Origin of the sequence: Bacillus sp. FSL W7-1582 (assembly GCF_038593325.1) — a bacterium.
GTDB lineage: Bacteria > Bacillota > Bacilli > Bacillales > Bacillaceae > Bacillus > Bacillus altitudinis.
Genome location: NZ_CP151987.1, coordinates 1,381,556 through 1,399,498 on the forward strand (window position 1 = coordinate 1,381,556; position 17,943 = coordinate 1,399,498).

The window sequence follows — 17,943 nt, forward strand, 5'->3', positions numbered from 1 at the left end:
TGTAGGACTTGTGTATAATCAATACGGGTTCATCTTGAGTTGTTTTTTTGAAAGGAGTCTTTTTTTAGAATGTCACAATTAATGGGTATCATTACAAGGCTGCAAAGTCTTCAAGAGACAGCAGAAGCTGCAAACGAGCCGGCACAGCGTTATTTCGAAGTGAACGGTGAGAAAATCTGTAGTGTTAAGTATTTCGAAAAGAATCAAACGTTTGAATTGACTGTTTTTCAACAAGGGGATAAGCCAAACACTTTCCCATTTGACAACATTGATATGATTTCGATTGAGATTTTTGAGCTTCTACAATCCTAAGCTGAATCGTATGAAATGTTTTTTCTGAGAATTCCTTCGTTGATTGCGGAAGCATACACTTCATAAGTGATGAACAAATGGAAGATGATCATTCAGTGCAATATTCGGATAAGAGACCATTAAAAAGGAGTTCCTTTCTGTGAGTGATTCTTTTTTCTTTAATCTTTCTGAAGAGCATTTAGCGTTTTCTGATGTTGTCATGAGAATGAAAGACTTTATTCAAAAAGACCCGAGATCTGTTTATGTACTATCAATTGGTACGGACTCTCAGGTCAATCAGAATGTCACAACATTTATGACTGCAATTCATCTTCACCGGATCGGCAAAGGAGCTTGGGGCTGTCTCACGCAGCAAGTGTTGAATCGGCCTGTACAAAGTCTTAGAGAAAAAATTTCATTAGAGACAGCGTTTAGCCAAAAGGTATGTGCAGACATCCTTGAGGGACCTTTAACAGAACTGATGGATTTGCTTCTTCCGTTTGCTGAGGAAGGGGCAGACCTTCGTTTTGAAGTCCATCTAGATATTGGCAAAAAAGGAAGTACAAAAGAGCTGATCCAGGAAATGACCGGAATGATCACAGCCATGGGAATTGAAGCAAAAATAAAACCCGACTCATACGCAGCATTTTGCTACGCCAATCGATACACAAAATAAATTCCGTCATTTTTCTCCAAACGTTGTCGAAACGTGCGGTTGACGATTCGATTCTAGTTCCTTATTCTAGCTGTATAGAGAGGAAGCAGACATTCAAACGCCTGCTAATCAATATAAAAGCATATATGAAACAGGGGGCCTGATGTTGAATGAGCGTCATCGAAAATCGTTTTAATGAAGAAGAGAAAAAGCTATTATTAAACGTATTACTGAATCAGGAATATGCTGTCGAATTACTAAGCAGTGAGATCAATGATATAGAATGTGGAACAAAAAATGTCGACGACAATACGTATAAGAAATTGATCACATTGTATGACAGAGTAAGGTTTGAGAATTAATATCGATTGAACATTCTATTAGATACTCTACGCTGAGTATCTTTTTTATGCAGAAAAAAATCTTTCGACAAAATTCGTTTTAGTTTATGCTTAATGTTAAAGGGGAATGTATGATTGATGATTGAGAGAAAAGGGGTCGAAGAAACATGATAGAGATAGAACCGGCTCAATTGCTTGAGTCAACAGTAGCTGAGCATATGATTGATGCAGATAAAGTGGCACACGTTCAAATTGGAAATAATCTTGAGCACGCCCTATTGGTCCTGACAAAAACAGGATATACAGCCATACCTGTTCTGGATGCTTCTTATCACCTTCATGGGTTAATTGGAACAAATATGATTATGGATAAAATCTTTGGCTTAGAACGAATTGAATTTGAAAAGCTCGACCAATTGAAGGTAGAAGAGGTCATGTTATCAGATATTCCAAGACTAAAAACGACGGATCCTGTTTTAAAAGGCGTTCACGCTGTGACGAATAATGGATTTGTTTGTGTGGAAAATGAGGAGCAAGTATTCGAAGGAATTTTCACTCGGCGTGTTGTATTAAAGCGCTTAAATGAGGTCATTCATTCCGCAAAAAAATGAGCTGCAGCCCAGCTTATTTTTTTTGCCTTCATAAGCTATTATTTATATAATGACTATATAAAATAAGAAAAACTTATCAAGAGAAGGAGGGCGTTCATGCAGCTTCAAGAGTTACATATGCTTGTTGTACTTAGTGAGGAATTGAATATGAGAAAGGCTTCAGAGCGGCTCTTTGTCTCTCAGCCTGCCTTATCTCAAAGACTGCAAACGATTGAAAAAGAGTGGGGAACCAAAATCTTTTTTCGTTCACAAAAAGGCTTGACAGTCACTTCAGCCGGCGAACAGATTATTCAATTCGCCAAAGAGGTCACGACTGAGCAGGATCGAGTGCGAGAGAGAATTGACGAGCTTGAAGGAGACATTCACGGTACACTCAAGCTTGCAGTTGCGTCCATTATTGGTCAGCACTGGCTACCAAAGGTGCTGAAGCGGTATGTCGAGAAATACCCAAATGCCAAAGTATCTCTTGTGACAGGCTGGAGCAGTGAGATGCTTAAAAGTCTGTATGAAGACCATGTCCACATTGGCATCATTCGCGGGAATCCCGATTGGAAGGGCACAAAGGAATACTTAATGACCGATCATTTATATTTAGTCGATTCTGTCATCAAGGACGTGGATGAGTTAATTGAGACAGAACGCCCGTTTATTCAATTTAAAAGTGATAGCACCTATTATCAAGAAATTCAGCACTGGTGGCATCAAAAGTTTAAAGTGTCGCCAAAACAGACGATTCTTGTGGACCAGATTGAGACATGTAAACAAATGGCTTATCATGGTATCGGCTACGCCATTTTGCCTTCGGTCACCTTATATGATCATGAGAAAAGCGTACACAAAACCCCGCTCGTAGACGCAAATGGAGAGCAAATCGGACGTGACACGTGGCTGTTAGGATATGAAGCCTCTTTTCAGTTAAAACAAGTTCAAGCATTTGTTGGTGTGGTGAAAGAAATGCTTGAAAGTGAGGCAGTGTAAGTACTTCTGGAAAAGGAGGTGCTTTTTAGGATACGTGGTTTGATTAGGTTTCTAATAGATTTACCTGTTTCATACTGAAAAAGCAGAAAGCTGGAAGAAATGATGAGAAATCAACGAAAAAAGAAGACGGATATACCGAAATGGGGAACTTATTTACGCGAGAGATGGTGTGGACGTTTTGCAAGTCATCTTTCTTTAGAAGAACAAAAAGAGATTGGGATGGATGGCTTCCTATGGCACTTATGTAGCTGGGGAAAAGTTGAATGCCTTGAAAAAGAGGCTGCGATCAACGCCTTTCATCAGCAATCAAAGCATACATGTACTCTTTTTTATCAATTTACTCAAGAAGCGTATCTGTTTGAAAACGCCGCTGACCTGTCAGTGAAGGAATTGCCGTATACAGACGGACACATGGACTATAGCGATCTGTATGTCATGGATTGGGAAGAAAATTGGACATTTGTGATGACGCACGAAACCGATTGCGGTCCATATTTTATTCAGAAATAAAAAAAGAGTAAATCACAAAGAGATAGAGTGATGATCAATTAAAGCCGCCTTCCAATTGGAATGAGCGGTTTTTTGATGTACGCCATGTTTATTTTGAACAGCACCTTTTCATAAAACATTTGACAATGAAAATCATTATCATTTAAAGTGTACATATAATAATTGAAAATGATTATCATTTAGATGAGGTGACCAATAGATGAAAGCACTAATTGCATTTGCGAGTATGTCTGGCAATACGGAAGATATGGCAGCGATCTTAAAACAAACGCTTGAAGGAAAAGGGATAGAGACAGAGATGATGGAATTTGACGACACAAGCGCAGAAGATCTTTCTTCATACGATTATGTCATGATCGGCTCTTACACATGGGGTGATGGTGATTTACCTTATGAAGCTGAAGATTTTTATGAAGAGGTCTCAGCCCTTGAACTTTCTCACATCAAAGCGGCGGTATTTGGATCAGGCGATTACAGTTATCCGAAGTTTTGCGAGGCTGTTCATACCTTTCATGACATGCTGAAATCGACAGGTGCATCGGTATTTCCTGAAACATTGAAAATGGAACTTGCGCCAGATACAGATGAAGATGTGGCGTGCTGTGAGGAGTTTGCAACGAGTTTTTTAACGTGGGCATCATTGTCTGAGAAAAGAGTTGAAAATCATGTTTCATAAAGGTGCGACAGCTGTTGCTGCGTCTAAAAGTGGCGGCTACTTTGTTGCTGTCAAACGAGAAGGTATTTTCCATTACAGTGTGGAGGGTGGATGGCAGCAGCTTTTTAAGCTCAAGCATAAAATCCACGCTATCAGTTATATTGGTCCGTATTTGTTCGGAGTTGGTGAAAATGGAACTGTCATACGATCAGGAGATGAGGGCCACACATGGGCGCTATCATCTTTTCCGACAAATGCAGTTGTTTGGTCTATTACAGGACGCAAAGATGGGTTTGTATGCGCACATGGAAAGCATAGTATTTATGTGTCAACCGATTTCGGAATTTCCTGGGAAATTATGAAGCCATTTGCTCATGTAAATCATCCCCCTGTGATTCGCTCATTATGTGTAGCCGGCGATTATCTTTATATTGGAACACAGATTCATGAGGTGCATGGAGGAATATGGGTGTATGACTTCCAAAGTGAACAGGTTTTTCTCCTAAACAGAGAAGAGCACCGAATGACTGCTTCTATGTTGCTTTGCGGAGAACACCTCCTTGTCTGCGCGTTGGGCTCTAAAAAAGGGAAAAGAGGATCTGTTCAAATTTTAGACCTACATACAAATATGCTGCATGATATTCAATCACAAGCTTTTGCGCGAGAGGAATCATTTTTGGATGTGTCAGAGGATAACGGCATTGTGTATGTGACCACCTCACAGGACGAGCATGGATTTTCTAAAGTGTATCAGCTTGATATAGAGCAAAAAGAGCTCAAATGGTTTGATACGATCAAAGGGCACGGTTTTCGTGTCGCCAATCAAAAGGAGAATTTTTTCTGTGCGGGTTTATATGAAAGTAAGTTTGTCAGGCCTTATGAGGAACCTGCACTGATTCATTAATAAGGAGGAAGAAAAAGTGACGAAAAAAGTTTTATTGGTGTATGCCACAATGTCAGGAAATACAGAAGCAATGGCTGATTTAATCGAAAAAGGATTAAAGGAAGCTGGGGCTAGCGTGGATCGGCATGAAGCGATGGATATTGATGCTGAACTCCTTCATGATTACTCGCACATTCTGTTAGGTGCATATACTTGGGGAGATGGTGATCTTCCAGATGATTTTATTGATCTATATGAGGAAATGGAAGAGCTTGATTTGACGGGTAAAGCATTTGCTGTATTCGGTTCTGGAGATACATCTTATGAACATTTTTGCGGAGCTGTGGATTTAATTGAAGAAAAAGTGAAGGAGCTGGGCGGTGATATCGTCCTGCCATCCATCAAAATTGAGCTGAATCCAGAAGGAAACGAGGAAGAGGAATTGATTTCTTTTGGTAAACAATTTGTTCATCTTCACCAGCAAGAAGCGGGATAAAGAGGCCCGCTTGTTTTATTTGCCAAGGCGCAGACGATTCTTTCACTTGTCATTAAAACTCTCCTTTGGTACAGTAATGAAGTATAAATTAAGAGGAGGACATACATACATGAAACAAATGGACGCTAATGAAATTATTTCATTTATTCAAAATAGTACAAAATCAACACCTGTGAAAGTCTATATTAAAGGGGACTTAGAAGGTATTGAATTTGGTGAACATGCAAAAACATTTATCACAGGTAACACTGGTGTTGTCTTCGGTGAGTGGAGCGAAATTCAAGAAGCTCTAGCATCAAACAAAGACAAAATTGAAGATGTTGTCGTGGAAAATGACCGTCGTAACTCTGCGATTCCTATGTTGGATTTGAAAAACATCAAAGCACGTATTGAGCCAGGTGCAATCATTCGTGATCAAGTGGAAATTGGCGATAATGCAGTCATCATGATGGGTGCATCTATTAATATCGGTTCAGTCATCGGTGAAGGTACGATGATTGATATGAACGTTGTTCTTGGCGGCCGTGCGACAGTAGGTAAGAACTGTCATATCGGTGCGGGATCTGTTCTTGCAGGTGTTATTGAGCCGCCTTCTGCTAAGCCAGTTGTAGTAGAAGATGATGTTGTCATTGGTGCAAACGCTGTTGTTTTAGAAGGTGTGACGATTGGGAAAGGTGCAGTTGTAGCAGCTGGAGCGATCGTTGTGAACGATGTCGAGCCTTACACGGTTGTAGCAGGTACACCTGCAAAGAAAATCAAAGACATTGATGAAAAAACAAAAGGTAAAACTGAAATCAAACAAGAACTGCGTCAGCTTTAATTGACACAATTCGCAGCTGAAGACGTGGATGATATATCCACGTCTTATTCGTATAGAGGAAAGGAAGCGAGTTCACTTGTTAAATCGTGAGCAATTAATATCCATTCGAAGAGATTTGCACCAAATTCCTGAGCTTGGTTTTAAGGAATTTAAAACACAAGCTTACCTCATCAAGCATCTCGAATCGTACCCAACAGATCGAATCGAGATGGAAACATGGCGGACTGGACTTTTTGTGAAAGTAAAAGGGACAAATCCTACGCGCGTCTTTGCGTATCGTGCAGATATGGACGGATTATCTATCCCTGAAGAAACGGGCTATCCATTTCAATCGGTACATGAAGGCCACATGCATGCATGTGGACATGATCTTCATATGACCATTGCGCTTGGTATCATTGATCATTTCGTGTATCAGCCAATCAAAGAAGATCTGCTATTTATTTTCCAACCGGCAGAAGAAGGGCCAGGCGGAGCTGAACCAATGCTTACAAGTGATGTTCTAAAAAAGTGGACGCCAGACTTTATTACAGCGCTGCATATTGCACCTGAATATCCAGTCGGCACGATTGCAACAAAGCCGGGCCTATTATTTGCTAATACGAGTGAGCTTGTGATCGATCTTGAAGGAAAAGGCGGGCATGCCGCATACCCTCATTTAGCAAATGATATGGTGGTGGCTGCAAGTGCACTAGTAGGGCAGCTGCAATCGGTGATTTCACGAAATGTGGACCCTCTTGATAGTGCCGTCATTACAGTTGGCACGATTACAGGTGGCACTGCTCAAAATATCATTGCGCAGCATGCAAAGCTTGATGGTACCATTCGCACGCTCTCGCCAGAGTCTATGGAAAAGGTGAGAAAACGAATTGAAGCACTTGCAAAGGGAATTGAAATTGGCTATGAATGCAAGGTGACAGTTCGATACCCTTCATCTTATTACGAAGTGGACAATTCAAAGGATTTGACAGAAGAATTTATGTCATATGTAGCCGAAGAAGGTCTTGCGAACGTCATTGAATGCAGAGAAGCGATGACAGGAGAAGATTTCGGCTACATGCTGAAAAAATACCCTGGGTTCATGTTTTGGCTAGGGGTAGATTCAGAATATGGTCTGCACCATGCAAAACTCACGCCTGACGAAAATGCGATTGAAACAGCTGTGAACGTCATGACAGCTTATTTTAAAAAGCAAGCAGGTGAATGAATAATCAAATGGTCTCCTGTACACCTTATGAACAGGAGGTGTTCTTGATTATGACAAGAATTGGTGTAGAACCATCTTTATCCGATGTAGAAGAACTTTTGAAGCAAAAAGGGTATGATGTCGTACGTATTCAAAATGAACAGCAAATGGATCAGTGTGACTGTTATGTGGTCACAGGGTTAGATTCAAATGTTCTTGGCATTTCAGACACAACGACAAAGGCATCTGTTATTACAGCGTCAGGTATGACGGCTGATGAAATTTGTCAAGAAGTAGAACAGCGTGTTCAATAAAACTAACAAAAAAGAACCAGGATATTATGATCCGGGTTCTTTTTGCTCTTTGGCTAGATCGAGTGCTTCTTTCATTTTTTTGCGCAGAATTCGTTCGACACGCCACTGCTCCATCGTTTCAGTTTTTGCAATGATACGAAGGACGAGGGATGAAGAGCCAAATGATTCCACTCCAACGACTTGAGGACCTTCGATGATTTGCGGCAGGCTCTCACGAACTTCATCACAGGCTGCTTGCAAAGTGGTGATCATCTGATCCACATTTTCATCTGGGGATAATTCGATATCAACGAGTGCCTGCATCGTCCCTCGTGAATGATTGCTTACATTCAGTATACTTCGGTTCGGAATGAAATGAAGAGTGCCATCAAAGCTTCTAAGCTGTGTTGTTCTCAGTCCAATTTGTTCAACGATCCCATCGAAACCAGCAACCGTTATATACTCGCCGACATCAAATTGTTTTTCCAGCAGTATGAAGAAGCCTGTCACAATATCACTCACCAATCCCTGAGCGCCAAATCCAATGGCAAGTCCTACAACACCTGCGCCAGCCAGCAAGGCGGTTGGGTTATAATGAAATAAGTCGAGGATCATCACAACTAGAATAAAAATCAGCAAGTAGGCGAAAATATTTAAGGTAAGACTTTGCAGCGTTTGAGCTCGTGATAAAGAGACATCGTGCTTCTCAGAGAATGCTGAATAGGCACGCTTAATCATCTTGTTTCCAATCGCTCTGATGATAAAATAAATCACAAAAATAGCAATGAGTTTTAGAAAAATCATACTGATATTCATGATGATGGAAACCCAATCTACTTGTTCAAGTGCTTTCATGATCTTCAAAACCTTTCTATGTATGTGCGAAATGAGAAGCTAATCATTTGTTCCCTTATGCAAGTCATGTTAAACTTTTAATAGTTGGAGCGAGAGATTGTGACAAATCGTTAATTAAATTTATTATTAATTAATATTGACTAAAAATCGCTTAAGTATTATAATTATATTTGTGAAGTTATTAACTAAATGAGAATTCAACCTATTGATTCTCATTTTATATACAGCTAAGAAGTCTGTATAAAGATATTAATTTTGGAGGGATTTACATATGGCAGAGCGTTTTGTAGGAAAACAAGCTCCACGTTTTGAAATGGAAGCAGTACTTGCTAATAAGGAATTTGGTAAAGTGAGTTTAGAGGAAAACATCAAGAATGACAAATGGACAGTTCTTTTCTTCTATCCAATGGATTTCACTTTTGTTTGTCCAACTGAAATTACAGCAATGAGCGATCGTTATGATGAGTTTGAAGATTTAGATGCAGAAATCATTGGTGTATCTACTGATACAATCCATACGCATCTTGCTTGGATCAACACAGATCGTAAAGACAATGGTCTTGGTGAATTAAAATATCCACTAGCTGCTGACACAAACCACACAGTATCTAGAGAATACGGTGTTTTAATTGAAGAAGAAGGAATTGCACTTCGTGGTCTATTCATCATTAACCCAGAAGGCGAACTTCAATATCAAACAGTATTCCACAACAATATCGGTCGTGATGTAGATGAGACACTACGTGTTCTTCAAGCATTACAAACTGGTGGACTTTGCCCAGCGAACTGGAAACCTGGTCAAAAAACACTTTAATTGATAGTTGAAGAAACAGTCTAACGGGTGTTAGACCTTCAGATTGTTGACAAAGGGCTAAAATGAACTTGATTTTAGCCCTTTGTCTTCTTTTCAGCGTGATAGAAAACCTTTGAAGTCTAGGAAGAACGAGTACTGGCGCGAAGCGAATGTGACATTCGTGAGTACCAGCACGCAGGACCGAAAAAGAATGCGAGGGTTTGTCTACATGCTGGGGTCTAACTGATGTTAGACTTTTTTGTTTCGAGACATACAATGGATGGAGGCGCTTCAAAATGAAATTACGTCAACCAATGCCGGAACTAACTGGTGCAAAAGAATGGTTAAATGGAGAAGTAACAAGAGAAGAATTAATTGGTGATAAACCAACATTGATCCACTTCTGGTCAGTTAGCTGTCACCTTTGTAAAGAGGCGATGCCGCAAGTGAACCAATTCCGTGATGAATACAAAGATCAACTAAACGTGATCGCAGTTCACATGCCACGTTCAGAGGATGACCTTGATCTAGAAAAAATCAAAGAGGTTGCAAATGAGCATGAAATCACACAGCCAATCTTTGTAGACAGCGACCATAAATTAACAGAAGCATTTGAGAACGAATATGTACCAGCTTACTATGTATTCGATAAAACAGGTGCTTTACGCCACTTCCAAGCTGGCGGAAGCGGTATGAAAATGCTTGAAAAACGTGTCAATCGAGTTCTTTCTGAGTCTGAAAAGGCTGCAGAATAGGCTTTCCCCCCATGAATGGGGGTTTTTTCATGGGGAAAAATAGGAGACATATTGCACTGGATGAATATGATTGTAGGTGGAATGCCTAAGAAAAGAGAAAATGAGGGATTTCATTAAAAAAATTTCCTAAAATAAAAAGGTATTATGACCTATTTACATTTTTATTTTGAAATGAAAATGTAAAGATTTTAACTTTTTACTATTCAGAACGTTTTTGCACAAAAGAAATTTCAGTTTGGTAAATAACTATATAAATCAAGTAGTATAAGCGTTTATTCAAAATTTTTACAATATTTTAAAGGTGGTCAAAAGCCTATAGTGGCAATGAAATGGGTGCCGATTTTTCTTCTTTGGCAAAATTTTAGTTGGAAATACCTATCTGATAGCAAACTGTAAAATGATAAAAAAATAGTTGATAAAATTAGTTTTCTAATCTAATATTTACTATAGAATATTTTTTATATGATGAGGGGGAAATCCATTGTTTAATGAGAGGGAAGCGTTACGTTTACGATTGGAACAATTAAATGAAGCAGAAGTAAAGGTCATCCGTGAATATCAAATTGAACGAGATGCGATTTACGCAAAACTAAGAGAATTAGACCGTCAAGGTACAGGTCTCGTCACAGATACAAAAAAAGAAGTACGTACAGAGAGAAAAACAGATTCACTGCCTGTATTAGCTGAGCTGGCTGCACAAGAAATGAGAAGCTACAATCAGCCTGCGCAAACGCAGTCAAACGTTACATCATCTTTAGGAACAGGTCAGCTAAATGGTGCACCTGTAGGTATTCCTGAAGGATCTACAAGACGCAGAAGAGGCACAGCTAGACCTGGATCAAAGGCAGCTAAGCTTCGTGAAGCTGCAATCAAAACATTAAAGCGTCATAATGCGGCGATTAAAAGCTCTGAACTTCAAAAAGAGATTGAAAAAGAGAGTGGTCTTGAAATTCCAAATATGACAACGTTTATGCAAAGCTTAATTAAAATGTACCCAGAAGTGAAGAAACCTTATCGCGGACAGTATATTTTAGAAGGCGACATTCAAACAGAAGACGAATAAATAAAAAAGAAACTGCTGGGCGTAAATGCCAGCAGTTTTTTCTTGCGTACGTGATGAATGAATCACTTTTTTTGATCAACTGTATAGACAATCTTTCGTTCTTTGGGCATGTTGTCGCGCTGTTTTTTAAATCCATCGATCTTCACTGTCATGACCTCTCCACTCCGCTGCACCGCATCAACTTTTGCCTGGAGCGTTTCTACTTGTTCGTTTAGTTTCTTCAAAATCGGTCCTATTTCTTCGGTTGTTTGTAAAATAGGGTCTTGTGAGAACGGCTCGGCATTTGTTTGGGCTGACTGGTCGATATCAGCAAAATGAGAAGCGATCCATTCCTCGCTTTCGGCCAACTGTTTTTGGTAGCTCGTGAGCGTTTCATAAAAAATGGCTTCTTTTGCTTTTTCGATTTGCAGTAATTTTTCTTGTGTTTCATAAAAACGCTCCTGTAGATGCCGGACGCCTTCTTGTAATAAATGAAGCTCTGCGTTTTTATCGCCTAGAGTTTGCTGCAGTTTTTCAATCACAGCGGATAAAGTATTTCCTTTTTTCTCCTCTTTTGCAAGCTGTTTATCTTGGTCTAGTAATCGCTCCTGTAGTTGCTGAGACATTTCCTTATATTTTACAACCTTCAAATGCAATCGGTGCTTTTCCTCTGTTTCTTTTCGTCTATGATAGGTTTCCTTTTGCAGCATTTCATGAAGAAGGACGATTTTATGTAATAATTCCGATTTGCTATAAGAGAGATCTTGTATTTTAGATGATGCTTCGTCTTGGTCAATGGTCATTTCATCCAATTGTTGTTTTAATTGAGTGAAATCCTTTTTCATCTCATGATATTCTTGAGATAGCTTCTTGTTTTTAGCATAGGTATACGTGGACTGTAAATCTGAAATTATCTGTTGATATTTGGCCGTTTCAGCTTTTAAAAATAGATTTTCTTGAGACAGATCATGGAATAGGGGAGAAGCATGGCGCCGGTTCATAGGTAGACCCTCCTTATTCATGTTATCAATAAAGTATGCGAAATGAGTGCGATTAGAACAACCATATCAAAGGGGATGAGATGATGAGAATAGTGAATGTGATACTAGCCGGAGGTGCTTCTAGGCGTTTTGGAGAGCCAAAGGCAAGTCATGTCTATCAGGGGAAACCACTATATGAACATGTGAAAGAGCAACTTTTGAAAGGGGAAACCGTCATCATCAGTCACCCGAAGCTTCTGCCTTTTTTCAAAGCAAGAGGGGAACAAGCTGTTTGGTTAGATGATGAACAGGTGCGTGGGTATGGCCCGCTTGCAGGTATATATACCGCTATGCAAAAGCAAGAAGCAGAGTGGTATTTAGTGACGGCATGTGATATGCCATTCATACGAAAAGAGACAGCCGTCGCTTTATCTTCTTATTGCCATAAGCATGTAGATGCTGTGGTTCCGATGGTGCAGGGAAGATTACAGCCGTTATTTGCGCTTTATCACCGCCGCAGTCTTCCGTTTATTTCTGCGTGTTTAAAAGAGAATCAATTAGCTATCAAAGACTTATTACAAAAACTTCACGTCCAGGTTGTTCCAGCCGACGAACTGAACGTGGCACCAAATGAATTTCATAATATCAATAAAAGAAGCGATTTACCTGAAAACGGTATGATATGATACATAAAAACGAGAAGGAGAGAACAATATTGAACGAGCGATATTCAAGGCAAATCTTGTTCCCTCCGGTAGGCGAAAAAGGGCAGTCTGCGCTTGCCGAAAGTCATGTCCTTATTGTTGGAGCTGGTGCACTTGGAACAGCATCTGCTGAAGGGCTTGTCCGATCTGGAATTGGTACTTTGACGATTGTAGATCGTGATTATGTCGAATTCTCAAATTTACAACGGCAGCAGCTGTACACTGAACACGATGCAAAGATGCATGTGCCAAAAGCGGCAGCGGCGAAAAAACGTCTCCAAGAGATCAACCATGAAGTGACCATACACGCTCTTATTGAAGATGCAGGAGTAGAGCTGTTAAGACCTTTATTCCGAAAAGCAAATATCGTCATTGATGCGACTGATAATTTTGAGACAAGAATGGTGATGAATGACTTATCTTTAGAAACAAATACGCCTTGGATTTACGGTGCCTGTGTGAGCAGTCAGGGAATGTATATGACCATTTTGCCGGGCAAAACACCTTGCTTATCATGTGTATTTACCTCAGTGCCTATTGGGGGTTTGACATGTGATACAGCTGGTATTATTTCTCCTGCTGTCCAAATGGTGTCGGCTTATCAGCAAACAGAGGCATTAAAATATTTAACAGGGCATGAAGAGCAAATGGAGCGAAAGTTTGTCACGTTTGATTTGTGGCAGTCGTCTTCGTTTAAAATGGATGTATCTCGTACGAAGCAGGAGAGCTGTCCATCTTGCGGCATAAATAGAACGTATCCATATTTACAGGAACAGCGAAAAAAAACAGCGATTCTTTGCGGGCGTGACACCATTCAGATCATATCGAAGGATTTAGAAAACCTTTCATTTCAGCATGTAAAAGAGCGTCTGTCCTCTATTTGTGAGGTGGAAGTGAACGATTTTTTAATTCATATACGCTATGAAAGACACCGTATCGTTTGTTTTAAAGGAGGACGTGTATTAATCCATGGGACAAATGATGAAAGAGTAGCCAATTCATTACTAGCAAGACTGCTAGGCATATAGGAGTGAGAAGTGATGGAAAGACGACAGCCAATTCCAGTAGAAGAGGCAGTAAAGAAAGTCCACCAATTTCAAAAACATGGACAAGTCGAATGGGTTCCTTTAAAGAACAGCCTTGGAAGATGGATTGCAGAGGATATTTTAGCAGATCACGATGTTCCTGCCTTTGATCGTTCTCCGTATGATGGTTTTGCACTTCGAGCAGAAGATACAAAGGAAGCATCGAGCGAGCATCCGATTGAATTTGAGGTCATTGATCATATAGGGGCAGGTATTGTTTCTGCAAAAACGATCGGTCCTTTTCAAGCGATTCGCATCATGACAGGAGCGAAGATTCCAAAAGGAGCAAATGTTGTGATCATGCTCGAATTGACGAAAACGTTTGAAAAAGACGGTAAATCAATGATGTCACTTAAAAGACGGCTGAAAAAGGGGGACAATATTTCTCGGCAAGGAGAAGAGACCCTCAAAGGGAACGTCATGATCAAAAAAGGCTCAAAAGTTACCCCAGGCGTGACGGCGATATTGGCAACGTTCGGGTATGCGGTTGTGCCAGTCGTCAAAAAACCGGTGATCGGTATCATCTCAACAGGTACCGAGCTCCTACAAGTAAGTGATGCCATGGTGGACGGTAAAATTAGAAATAGTAACCTAAGCATGGTATACGCTCAGGTTCTTGAAGCTGGAGGAGAACCGCTTGATTTAGGCGGTGTATCCGATGATTTTGATCAAAGCTATGAAGCCGTAAAAGCAGCCTTAAGCAAAGTTGATATGCTCATCACAACAGGTGGTGTATCGGTAGGTGATTTTGACTTTTTACCTGCTATTTATGAAAAACTAGGTGCAGAGGTGTTGTTTAATAAAGTCGCCATGAGACCTGGAAGTGTGACGACCGTTGCTGCGTTGTCAAATGGTCAATTGCTTTATGGGCTGTCAGGAAATCCGGCTGCCTGTTTTGTTGGCTTTGAACTATTTGTCAAACCGATCATTTATAAATGGTGTTTGAAAGAAAATCCATTTCCCGTTTTTGCTGAGGCGAAGCTGACACATGATTTTCCAAAAGCCAATCCATTCACACGATTTGTTAGAGCATCACTTGATTTCGCTGGCAGCCAGCTGAGTGTGACGCCAACCGGTCTTGATAAATCTAGTGCGGTGACATCTATTGCTCATGCTGATTGTTTCATTGTTTTGCCTGGAGGAACAAGAGGGTTTAGTGCAGGTGACCAGGTCAGCGTTCTGCTATTTCACCACGAAGGCGGTGCTCCATGTTGGATGACAAATTAAACATTCTACAAGTCGTGGGCTATCAAAATAGTGGTAAAACGACGCTGATCGAAAAATTATGTCAGCTGGCGGATGAAGAAGAAATGCAGCTAGGCTGCTTCAAACATCACGGACATGGCGGAAAGCCAGACCGTCTGTTCAAACAAAAAGATACGGATCGATATGTTCAAGCGGGTGCATTTGCCGCAGGTGTGGAGGGAGAAGGTGAATGTCACTTTTTCATACGGCACATGACATTCACACAACTAATCAACATGTGTCAGCATCTTCCTTTAGATGCCGTCTTGATCGAAGGATACAAACAGGCGCCTTATCGCAAAATCCTGTGTGTCAAAGACGAACAGGAACTCATTGATCTTTCAACACTTTCTCATATACAAGCAGCCATTTATTTCAATAAAGAAATACAATTCACTGAGAAATACCCGTTTCCTGTGTTTTCAGCATTTGACAAGCGCGGGATCACATTTGCTTTTAATTTATTGAAGGGGGAAGCCTCGTATGAATGAACTTTTTAAGATCACAAAAGAGCCGATTGATGTGAATGAATTGATTCAGCATGTCACAAGACGCAAAGCGGGAGCCATTACGACATTCATAGGCACGGTAAGAGAATGGACAAATGGCAAAAAAACGCTGCGTTTAACATATGAAGCATACATACCAATGGCGGAAAATATGTTGAGTCAAATTGGACAAGAAATTAAAAAACGCTGGCCCGATACAGAAGCTGCTATTGTGCATCGTATTGGCACTCTTGAGATATGTGACATTGCAGTGGCAATAGCTGTTTCATCACCTCATCGGAAAGCTGCATACGAAGCCAATGAATATGCGATTGAACGAATAAAGGAAATAGTTCCTATATGGAAAAAGGAATACTGGGAAGATGGAGAGGCTTGGATAGGTGATCAGCTTGAAACCGTTTCATACCCGGAAGGAAAACCTAGTACTCTCCAACTTAACGAGAAAGAAGGGAAGCGGCATGATTAGCGTATTATTGTTCGCCGGCCTTGCTGAGAAGGCCGGTAAACAACAAATCATCATTCAAAAAGATCAAACAACGGTTGATGAGATTAAAATAGAATTACAGGAGGTATATGGTGTTGATACTGCACAAAACGTGATGGTTGCAGTCAACGAAATATATACGAGGGGAAATGCTGAAGTGCGTAGCGGGGACACTGTTGCACTCATTCCTCCTGTAAGTGGTGGATAATAGATATTAGAGGATTTGGTTATGGCCAGCGGCTGTAACCAATTTTTTTATGTGTGAAAAGTTTGGAGAGGTACTTGGGTATGATCTTCGTAAATAAAACATCCCCGGCGTGCTTTAGAAATGTGAGGATCGAGCTGTTGAATGAGATCATACAATTCGCTGATTCGTCTCACATTGAAATCTGTTTGAGCTTGAAGCTGTTCTTTTAGTTCTTTTGTGCTCACGATGCTTCCCTTTTTTTCTTTAATAATATCTACACACCTTGCTGCGTAGTATATTTTGTCATTAGAAGGTCTGCTCTCTTTCATATCAAGTAATTTGAGCTCATGATAAATCAGTTCTCTTTCCTTTCTAAAGTATTGCCATGCTTCTTGTTCCTTTTCATAAAGTAAAATCAATTGCATTTTCAATTTTTCTCTTAACATTCACTTGACTCCATTTCCACTATCATTTAACCTACCTCTATTTTACATTATATGAAAAAATAACATTTGATCAAGTAAAATCCTTTTATTTTTATTTTTTTAATATGAAAGTATTGATACTAAAGGCTCATCTGTTCTATAAAAGGCGCTAAACATAGTCCTATAAAGCCGGGATTCATTGAAATTACTAGGAATATTTTAACAAAAAATTGTTGTGTCTAACTGAGACCATCTGAATCCAAAGGAAAAGGATATTTATTCCGAAAGACATGTTGTTTACTTCATAAACTGTTTTTCAGTCAGTAAAATCATGATTTTTTCATATGAATATGGTCGGATCAAGGTATCATTTGAAGGATGTCGTTCATGAAAATAGAATAATAGATTCAATCCTATCACTATGAAAATAAGAAAATCAAATGATCTATCACTTATTGGCAATCTTTTGATAAAATAGAAACAACAAGAGTATGAAAAAACGTTTCGATACTTACAGCACATGGAGAGGATGACATTTGATGAAAGAAACAACGCCAAAACCCACAATGATTGGAGTAAGCACAAGACCATCAGAGCATTTAAAAAGAGTGTGGGAGCAGCCATTCGTTTGGTGGCCTTTATCATGTGTGCTTGTATTAACAGTTGTTGTCACTTATTTGTCTCAGCTAGTGAATGAAGGATTGTGGGCAGATTTAATTTTACCAATCCCTTTCGTTTATGTGATCACGCTTATTGGTCTGGTCATTGGGATTGTCATTAATACTGCCGTATACAAGTTCATCGTCTTTTTAGCAAAAGGTGATGCAACATTTCATCAGCTGTTTTCAGGTGTACTGTATATCACACCTATTACGATCATTGGTACGATTATTTCTCATTTGGCGATCATTTTTTTTCATGTGCCAAAAGATATCACGGTTACCTCATTAAACGCATTCATTCGAATGTCTGGTCCATGGCATGCCGTGTTAGCCAATATCGATCTTTTTGTGATCTGGAATCTTGTTTTAACAGGCTTTTTATTGATCAAAGTCGGCCGCATTTCGCCAAGAATATCTTGGATTATTGTGAGTGTCTTTTATGTATTATCTTTAATTTTTCAATATGTAGGAACCACAATCACCATCAACATGCAGTAA

At 39.8% G+C, this 17,943-nt stretch carries 25 protein-coding genes; 22 read left to right on the forward strand and 3 right to left on the reverse strand.

Annotated features, from left to right (window positions below; all coding sequences use genetic code 11):
• Positions 1–69 precede the first annotated feature (69 nt).
• The 12 genes from NSQ11_RS07060 (at position 70) to NSQ11_RS07115 (ending at position 7,740) form a co-directional block, all read left to right on the forward strand.
• The gene (locus NSQ11_RS07060) at positions 70–312 is read left to right on the forward strand and encodes a DUF1797 family protein (protein ID WP_003212254.1); all 243 of its coding nucleotides are present in this window, start codon (positions 70–72) and stop codon (positions 310–312) included.
• 139 nt (positions 313–451) lie between these two features.
• On the forward strand, positions 452–967 hold the full coding sequence (locus NSQ11_RS07065; RefSeq protein ID WP_008348001.1) for a ribonuclease H-like YkuK family protein: 516 nt from the start codon (positions 452–454) through the stop codon (positions 965–967).
• Between the two features lie 149 nt (positions 968–1,116).
• Positions 1,117–1,308 carry an antirepressor AbbA gene (gene abbA, locus NSQ11_RS07070; RefSeq protein ID WP_008347999.1) on the forward strand — a complete coding sequence of 64 codons (192 nt, stop codon included), beginning with the start codon at positions 1,117–1,119 and terminating at the stop codon, positions 1,306–1,308.
• 146 nt (positions 1,309–1,454) lie between these two features.
• Entirely contained in the window at positions 1,455–1,898 is a 444-nt protein-coding gene (gene cbpB / locus NSQ11_RS07075; protein ID WP_007498671.1) for a cyclic-di-AMP-binding protein CbpB, read from the forward strand.
• 96 nt (positions 1,899–1,994) lie between these two features.
• Entirely contained in the window at positions 1,995–2,876 is an 882-nt protein-coding gene (locus NSQ11_RS07080; RefSeq protein WP_007498669.1) for a LysR family transcriptional regulator, read from the forward strand.
• Positions 2,877–2,978: 102 nt separating this feature from the next.
• Complete coding sequence (locus NSQ11_RS07085; RefSeq protein ID WP_052320948.1) at positions 2,979–3,386, forward strand: DUF4275 family protein; 408 nt, start codon at positions 2,979–2,981, stop codon at positions 3,384–3,386.
• A 199-nt stretch (positions 3,387–3,585) separates the two neighbouring features.
• Positions 3,586–4,062, forward strand: coding sequence for a flavodoxin (locus NSQ11_RS07090; RefSeq protein WP_008347992.1), 477 nt, complete (start codon positions 3,586–3,588; stop codon positions 4,060–4,062).
• Positions 4,052–4,945: a hypothetical protein gene (locus NSQ11_RS07095; RefSeq protein WP_025207261.1), complete on the forward strand. Its 894-nt coding sequence runs from the start codon at positions 4,052–4,054 to the stop codon at positions 4,943–4,945. Before NSQ11_RS07090 ends, NSQ11_RS07095 begins: the two co-directional genes overlap by 11 nt.
• 16 nt (positions 4,946–4,961) lie before the next feature.
• Positions 4,962–5,420, forward strand: coding sequence for a flavodoxin (locus NSQ11_RS07100; protein ID WP_039963334.1), 459 nt, complete (start codon positions 4,962–4,964; stop codon positions 5,418–5,420).
• A gap of 109 nt (positions 5,421–5,529) precedes the next feature.
• Positions 5,530–6,240, forward strand: coding sequence for a 2,3,4,5-tetrahydropyridine-2,6-dicarboxylate N-acetyltransferase (dapD, locus tag NSQ11_RS07105; RefSeq protein ID WP_008347987.1), 711 nt, complete (start codon positions 5,530–5,532; stop codon positions 6,238–6,240).
• Between the two features lie 28 nt (positions 6,241–6,268).
• Positions 6,269–7,447 carry an N-acetyldiaminopimelate deacetylase gene (locus NSQ11_RS07110; RefSeq protein WP_046343430.1) on the forward strand — a complete coding sequence of 393 codons (1,179 nt, stop codon included), beginning with the start codon at positions 6,269–6,271 and terminating at the stop codon, positions 7,445–7,447.
• Positions 7,448–7,497: 50 nt separating this feature from the next.
• Entirely contained in the window at positions 7,498–7,740 is a 243-nt protein-coding gene (locus NSQ11_RS07115; RefSeq protein ID WP_003211408.1) for a YkuS family protein, read from the forward strand.
• A 24-nt stretch (positions 7,741–7,764) separates the two neighbouring features.
• On the opposite strand, the gene NSQ11_RS07120 is transcribed toward NSQ11_RS07115, so the two are convergent.
• Entirely contained in the window at positions 7,765–8,574 is an 810-nt protein-coding gene (locus NSQ11_RS07120) for a mechanosensitive ion channel family protein (protein WP_017359416.1), read from the reverse strand.
• 271 nt (positions 8,575–8,845) lie between these two features.
• Between NSQ11_RS07120 and ahpA the strand changes: the two genes are divergently transcribed.
• The 3 genes from ahpA to NSQ11_RS07135 all read left to right on the forward strand — a co-directional run bounded on the left by ahpA (position 8,846) and on the right by NSQ11_RS07135 (position 11,185).
• Positions 8,846–9,388, forward strand: a complete 543-nt coding sequence (ahpA, locus tag NSQ11_RS07125) for a biofilm-specific peroxidase AhpA (protein WP_007498654.1) — start codon at positions 8,846–8,848, stop codon at positions 9,386–9,388.
• A gap of 275 nt (positions 9,389–9,663) precedes the next feature.
• Positions 9,664–10,122, forward strand: coding sequence for a TlpA disulfide reductase family protein (locus NSQ11_RS07130; protein ID WP_008345174.1), 459 nt, complete (start codon positions 9,664–9,666; stop codon positions 10,120–10,122).
• Between the two features lie 481 nt (positions 10,123–10,603).
• Positions 10,604–11,185, forward strand: a complete 582-nt coding sequence (locus NSQ11_RS07135; protein ID WP_007498648.1) for a hypothetical protein — start codon at positions 10,604–10,606, stop codon at positions 11,183–11,185.
• A gap of 62 nt (positions 11,186–11,247) precedes the next feature.
• Here the strand turns inward: NSQ11_RS07135 and NSQ11_RS07140 are convergent, their stop codons facing one another.
• Entirely contained in the window at positions 11,248–12,165 is a 918-nt protein-coding gene (locus NSQ11_RS07140; protein WP_025207264.1) for a hypothetical protein, read from the reverse strand.
• A gap of 83 nt (positions 12,166–12,248) precedes the next feature.
• Here NSQ11_RS07140 and NSQ11_RS07145 point away from each other — a divergent pair, with 83 nt between their 5' ends.
• The 6 genes from NSQ11_RS07145 to moaD are packed head-to-tail and all read left to right on the forward strand — an operon-like array spanning position 12,249 to position 16,379.
• Positions 12,249–12,830: a molybdenum cofactor guanylyltransferase gene (locus NSQ11_RS07145; protein WP_017359414.1), complete on the forward strand. Its 582-nt coding sequence runs from the start codon at positions 12,249–12,251 to the stop codon at positions 12,828–12,830.
• Between the two features lie 29 nt (positions 12,831–12,859).
• The gene (locus NSQ11_RS07150) at positions 12,860–13,876 is read left to right on the forward strand and encodes a MoeB/ThiF family adenylyltransferase (protein ID WP_050827223.1); all 1,017 of its coding nucleotides are present in this window, start codon (positions 12,860–12,862) and stop codon (positions 13,874–13,876) included.
• A gap of 9 nt (positions 13,877–13,885) precedes the next feature.
• Positions 13,886–15,160, forward strand: a complete 1,275-nt coding sequence (gene glp, locus NSQ11_RS07155) for a gephyrin-like molybdotransferase Glp (RefSeq protein WP_048001602.1) — start codon at positions 13,886–13,888, stop codon at positions 15,158–15,160.
• The gene (gene mobB, locus NSQ11_RS07160) at positions 15,142–15,669 is read left to right on the forward strand and encodes a molybdopterin-guanine dinucleotide biosynthesis protein B (RefSeq protein ID WP_046527034.1); all 528 of its coding nucleotides are present in this window, start codon (positions 15,142–15,144) and stop codon (positions 15,667–15,669) included. The genes glp and mobB overlap by 19 nt, the downstream gene beginning before the upstream one ends.
• Complete coding sequence (locus NSQ11_RS07165) at positions 15,662–16,153, forward strand: molybdenum cofactor biosynthesis protein MoaE (RefSeq protein WP_008345161.1); 492 nt, start codon at positions 15,662–15,664, stop codon at positions 16,151–16,153. Before mobB ends, NSQ11_RS07165 begins: the two co-directional genes overlap by 8 nt.
• Positions 16,146–16,379 (forward strand): molybdopterin converting factor subunit 1, encoded by a 234-nt coding sequence (moaD, locus tag NSQ11_RS07170; protein ID WP_008345159.1) that lies wholly within the window; start codon positions 16,146–16,148, stop codon positions 16,377–16,379. The genes NSQ11_RS07165 and moaD overlap by 8 nt, the downstream gene beginning before the upstream one ends.
• Before the next feature lie 47 nt (positions 16,380–16,426).
• Here moaD and NSQ11_RS07175 read toward each other — a convergent pair whose 3' ends face one another.
• The gene (locus NSQ11_RS07175) at positions 16,427–16,804 is read right to left on the reverse strand and encodes a hypothetical protein (RefSeq protein WP_017359410.1); all 378 of its coding nucleotides are present in this window, start codon (positions 16,802–16,804) and stop codon (positions 16,427–16,429) included.
• Between the two features lie 518 nt (positions 16,805–17,322).
• Here NSQ11_RS07175 and NSQ11_RS07180 point away from each other — a divergent pair.
• A complete protein-coding gene (locus tag NSQ11_RS07180; RefSeq protein WP_008345152.1) occupies positions 17,323–17,943 on the forward strand; it encodes a YIP1 family protein in 621 nt (206 codons plus the stop codon).

Bases quoted from the DNA above. Each gene is read 5' to 3' on its own strand.
- NSQ11_RS07060 (WP_003212254.1), top strand. From the start codon at position 70: ATGTCACAATTAATGGGTATCATTACAAGGCTGCAAAGTCTTCAAGAG.
- abbA (WP_008347999.1), top strand. From the start codon at position 1,117: ATGAGCGTCATCGAAAATCGTTTTAATGAAGAAGAGAAAAAGCTATTA.
- cbpB (WP_007498671.1), top strand. From the start codon at position 1,455: ATGATAGAGATAGAACCGGCTCAATTGCTTGAGTCAACAGTAGCTGAG.
- NSQ11_RS07080 (WP_007498669.1), top strand. From the start codon at position 1,995: ATGCAGCTTCAAGAGTTACATATGCTTGTTGTACTTAGTGAGGAATTG.
- NSQ11_RS07085 (WP_052320948.1), top strand. From the start codon at position 2,979: ATGAGAAATCAACGAAAAAAGAAGACGGATATACCGAAATGGGGAACT.
- NSQ11_RS07090 (WP_008347992.1), top strand. From the start codon at position 3,586: ATGAAAGCACTAATTGCATTTGCGAGTATGTCTGGCAATACGGAAGAT.
- NSQ11_RS07095 (WP_025207261.1), top strand. From the start codon at position 4,052: ATGTTTCATAAAGGTGCGACAGCTGTTGCTGCGTCTAAAAGTGGCGGC.
- dapD (WP_008347987.1), top strand. From the start codon at position 5,530: ATGAAACAAATGGACGCTAATGAAATTATTTCATTTATTCAAAATAGT.
- NSQ11_RS07110 (WP_046343430.1), top strand. From the start codon at position 6,269: ATGATATATCCACGTCTTATTCGTATAGAGGAAAGGAAGCGAGTTCAC.
- NSQ11_RS07115 (WP_003211408.1), top strand. From the start codon at position 7,498: ATGACAAGAATTGGTGTAGAACCATCTTTATCCGATGTAGAAGAACTT.
- NSQ11_RS07120 (WP_017359416.1), bottom strand. From the start codon at position 8,574: ATGAAAGCACTTGAACAAGTAGATTGGGTTTCCATCATCATGAATATC.
- ahpA (WP_007498654.1), top strand. From the start codon at position 8,846: ATGGCAGAGCGTTTTGTAGGAAAACAAGCTCCACGTTTTGAAATGGAA.
- NSQ11_RS07130 (WP_008345174.1), top strand. From the start codon at position 9,664: ATGAAATTACGTCAACCAATGCCGGAACTAACTGGTGCAAAAGAATGG.
- NSQ11_RS07140 (WP_025207264.1), bottom strand. From the start codon at position 12,165: ATGAACCGGCGCCATGCTTCTCCCCTATTCCATGATCTGTCTCAAGAA.
- NSQ11_RS07145 (WP_017359414.1), top strand. From the start codon at position 12,249: ATGAGAATAGTGAATGTGATACTAGCCGGAGGTGCTTCTAGGCGTTTT.
- mobB (WP_046527034.1), top strand. From the start codon at position 15,142: ATGTTGGATGACAAATTAAACATTCTACAAGTCGTGGGCTATCAAAAT.
- NSQ11_RS07165 (WP_008345161.1), top strand. From the start codon at position 15,662: ATGAATGAACTTTTTAAGATCACAAAAGAGCCGATTGATGTGAATGAA.
- moaD (WP_008345159.1), top strand. From the start codon at position 16,146: ATGATTAGCGTATTATTGTTCGCCGGCCTTGCTGAGAAGGCCGGTAAA.
- NSQ11_RS07175 (WP_017359410.1), bottom strand. From the start codon at position 16,804: ATGTTAAGAGAAAAATTGAAAATGCAATTGATTTTACTTTATGAAAAG.
- NSQ11_RS07180 (WP_008345152.1), top strand. From the start codon at position 17,323: ATGAAAGAAACAACGCCAAAACCCACAATGATTGGAGTAAGCACAAGA.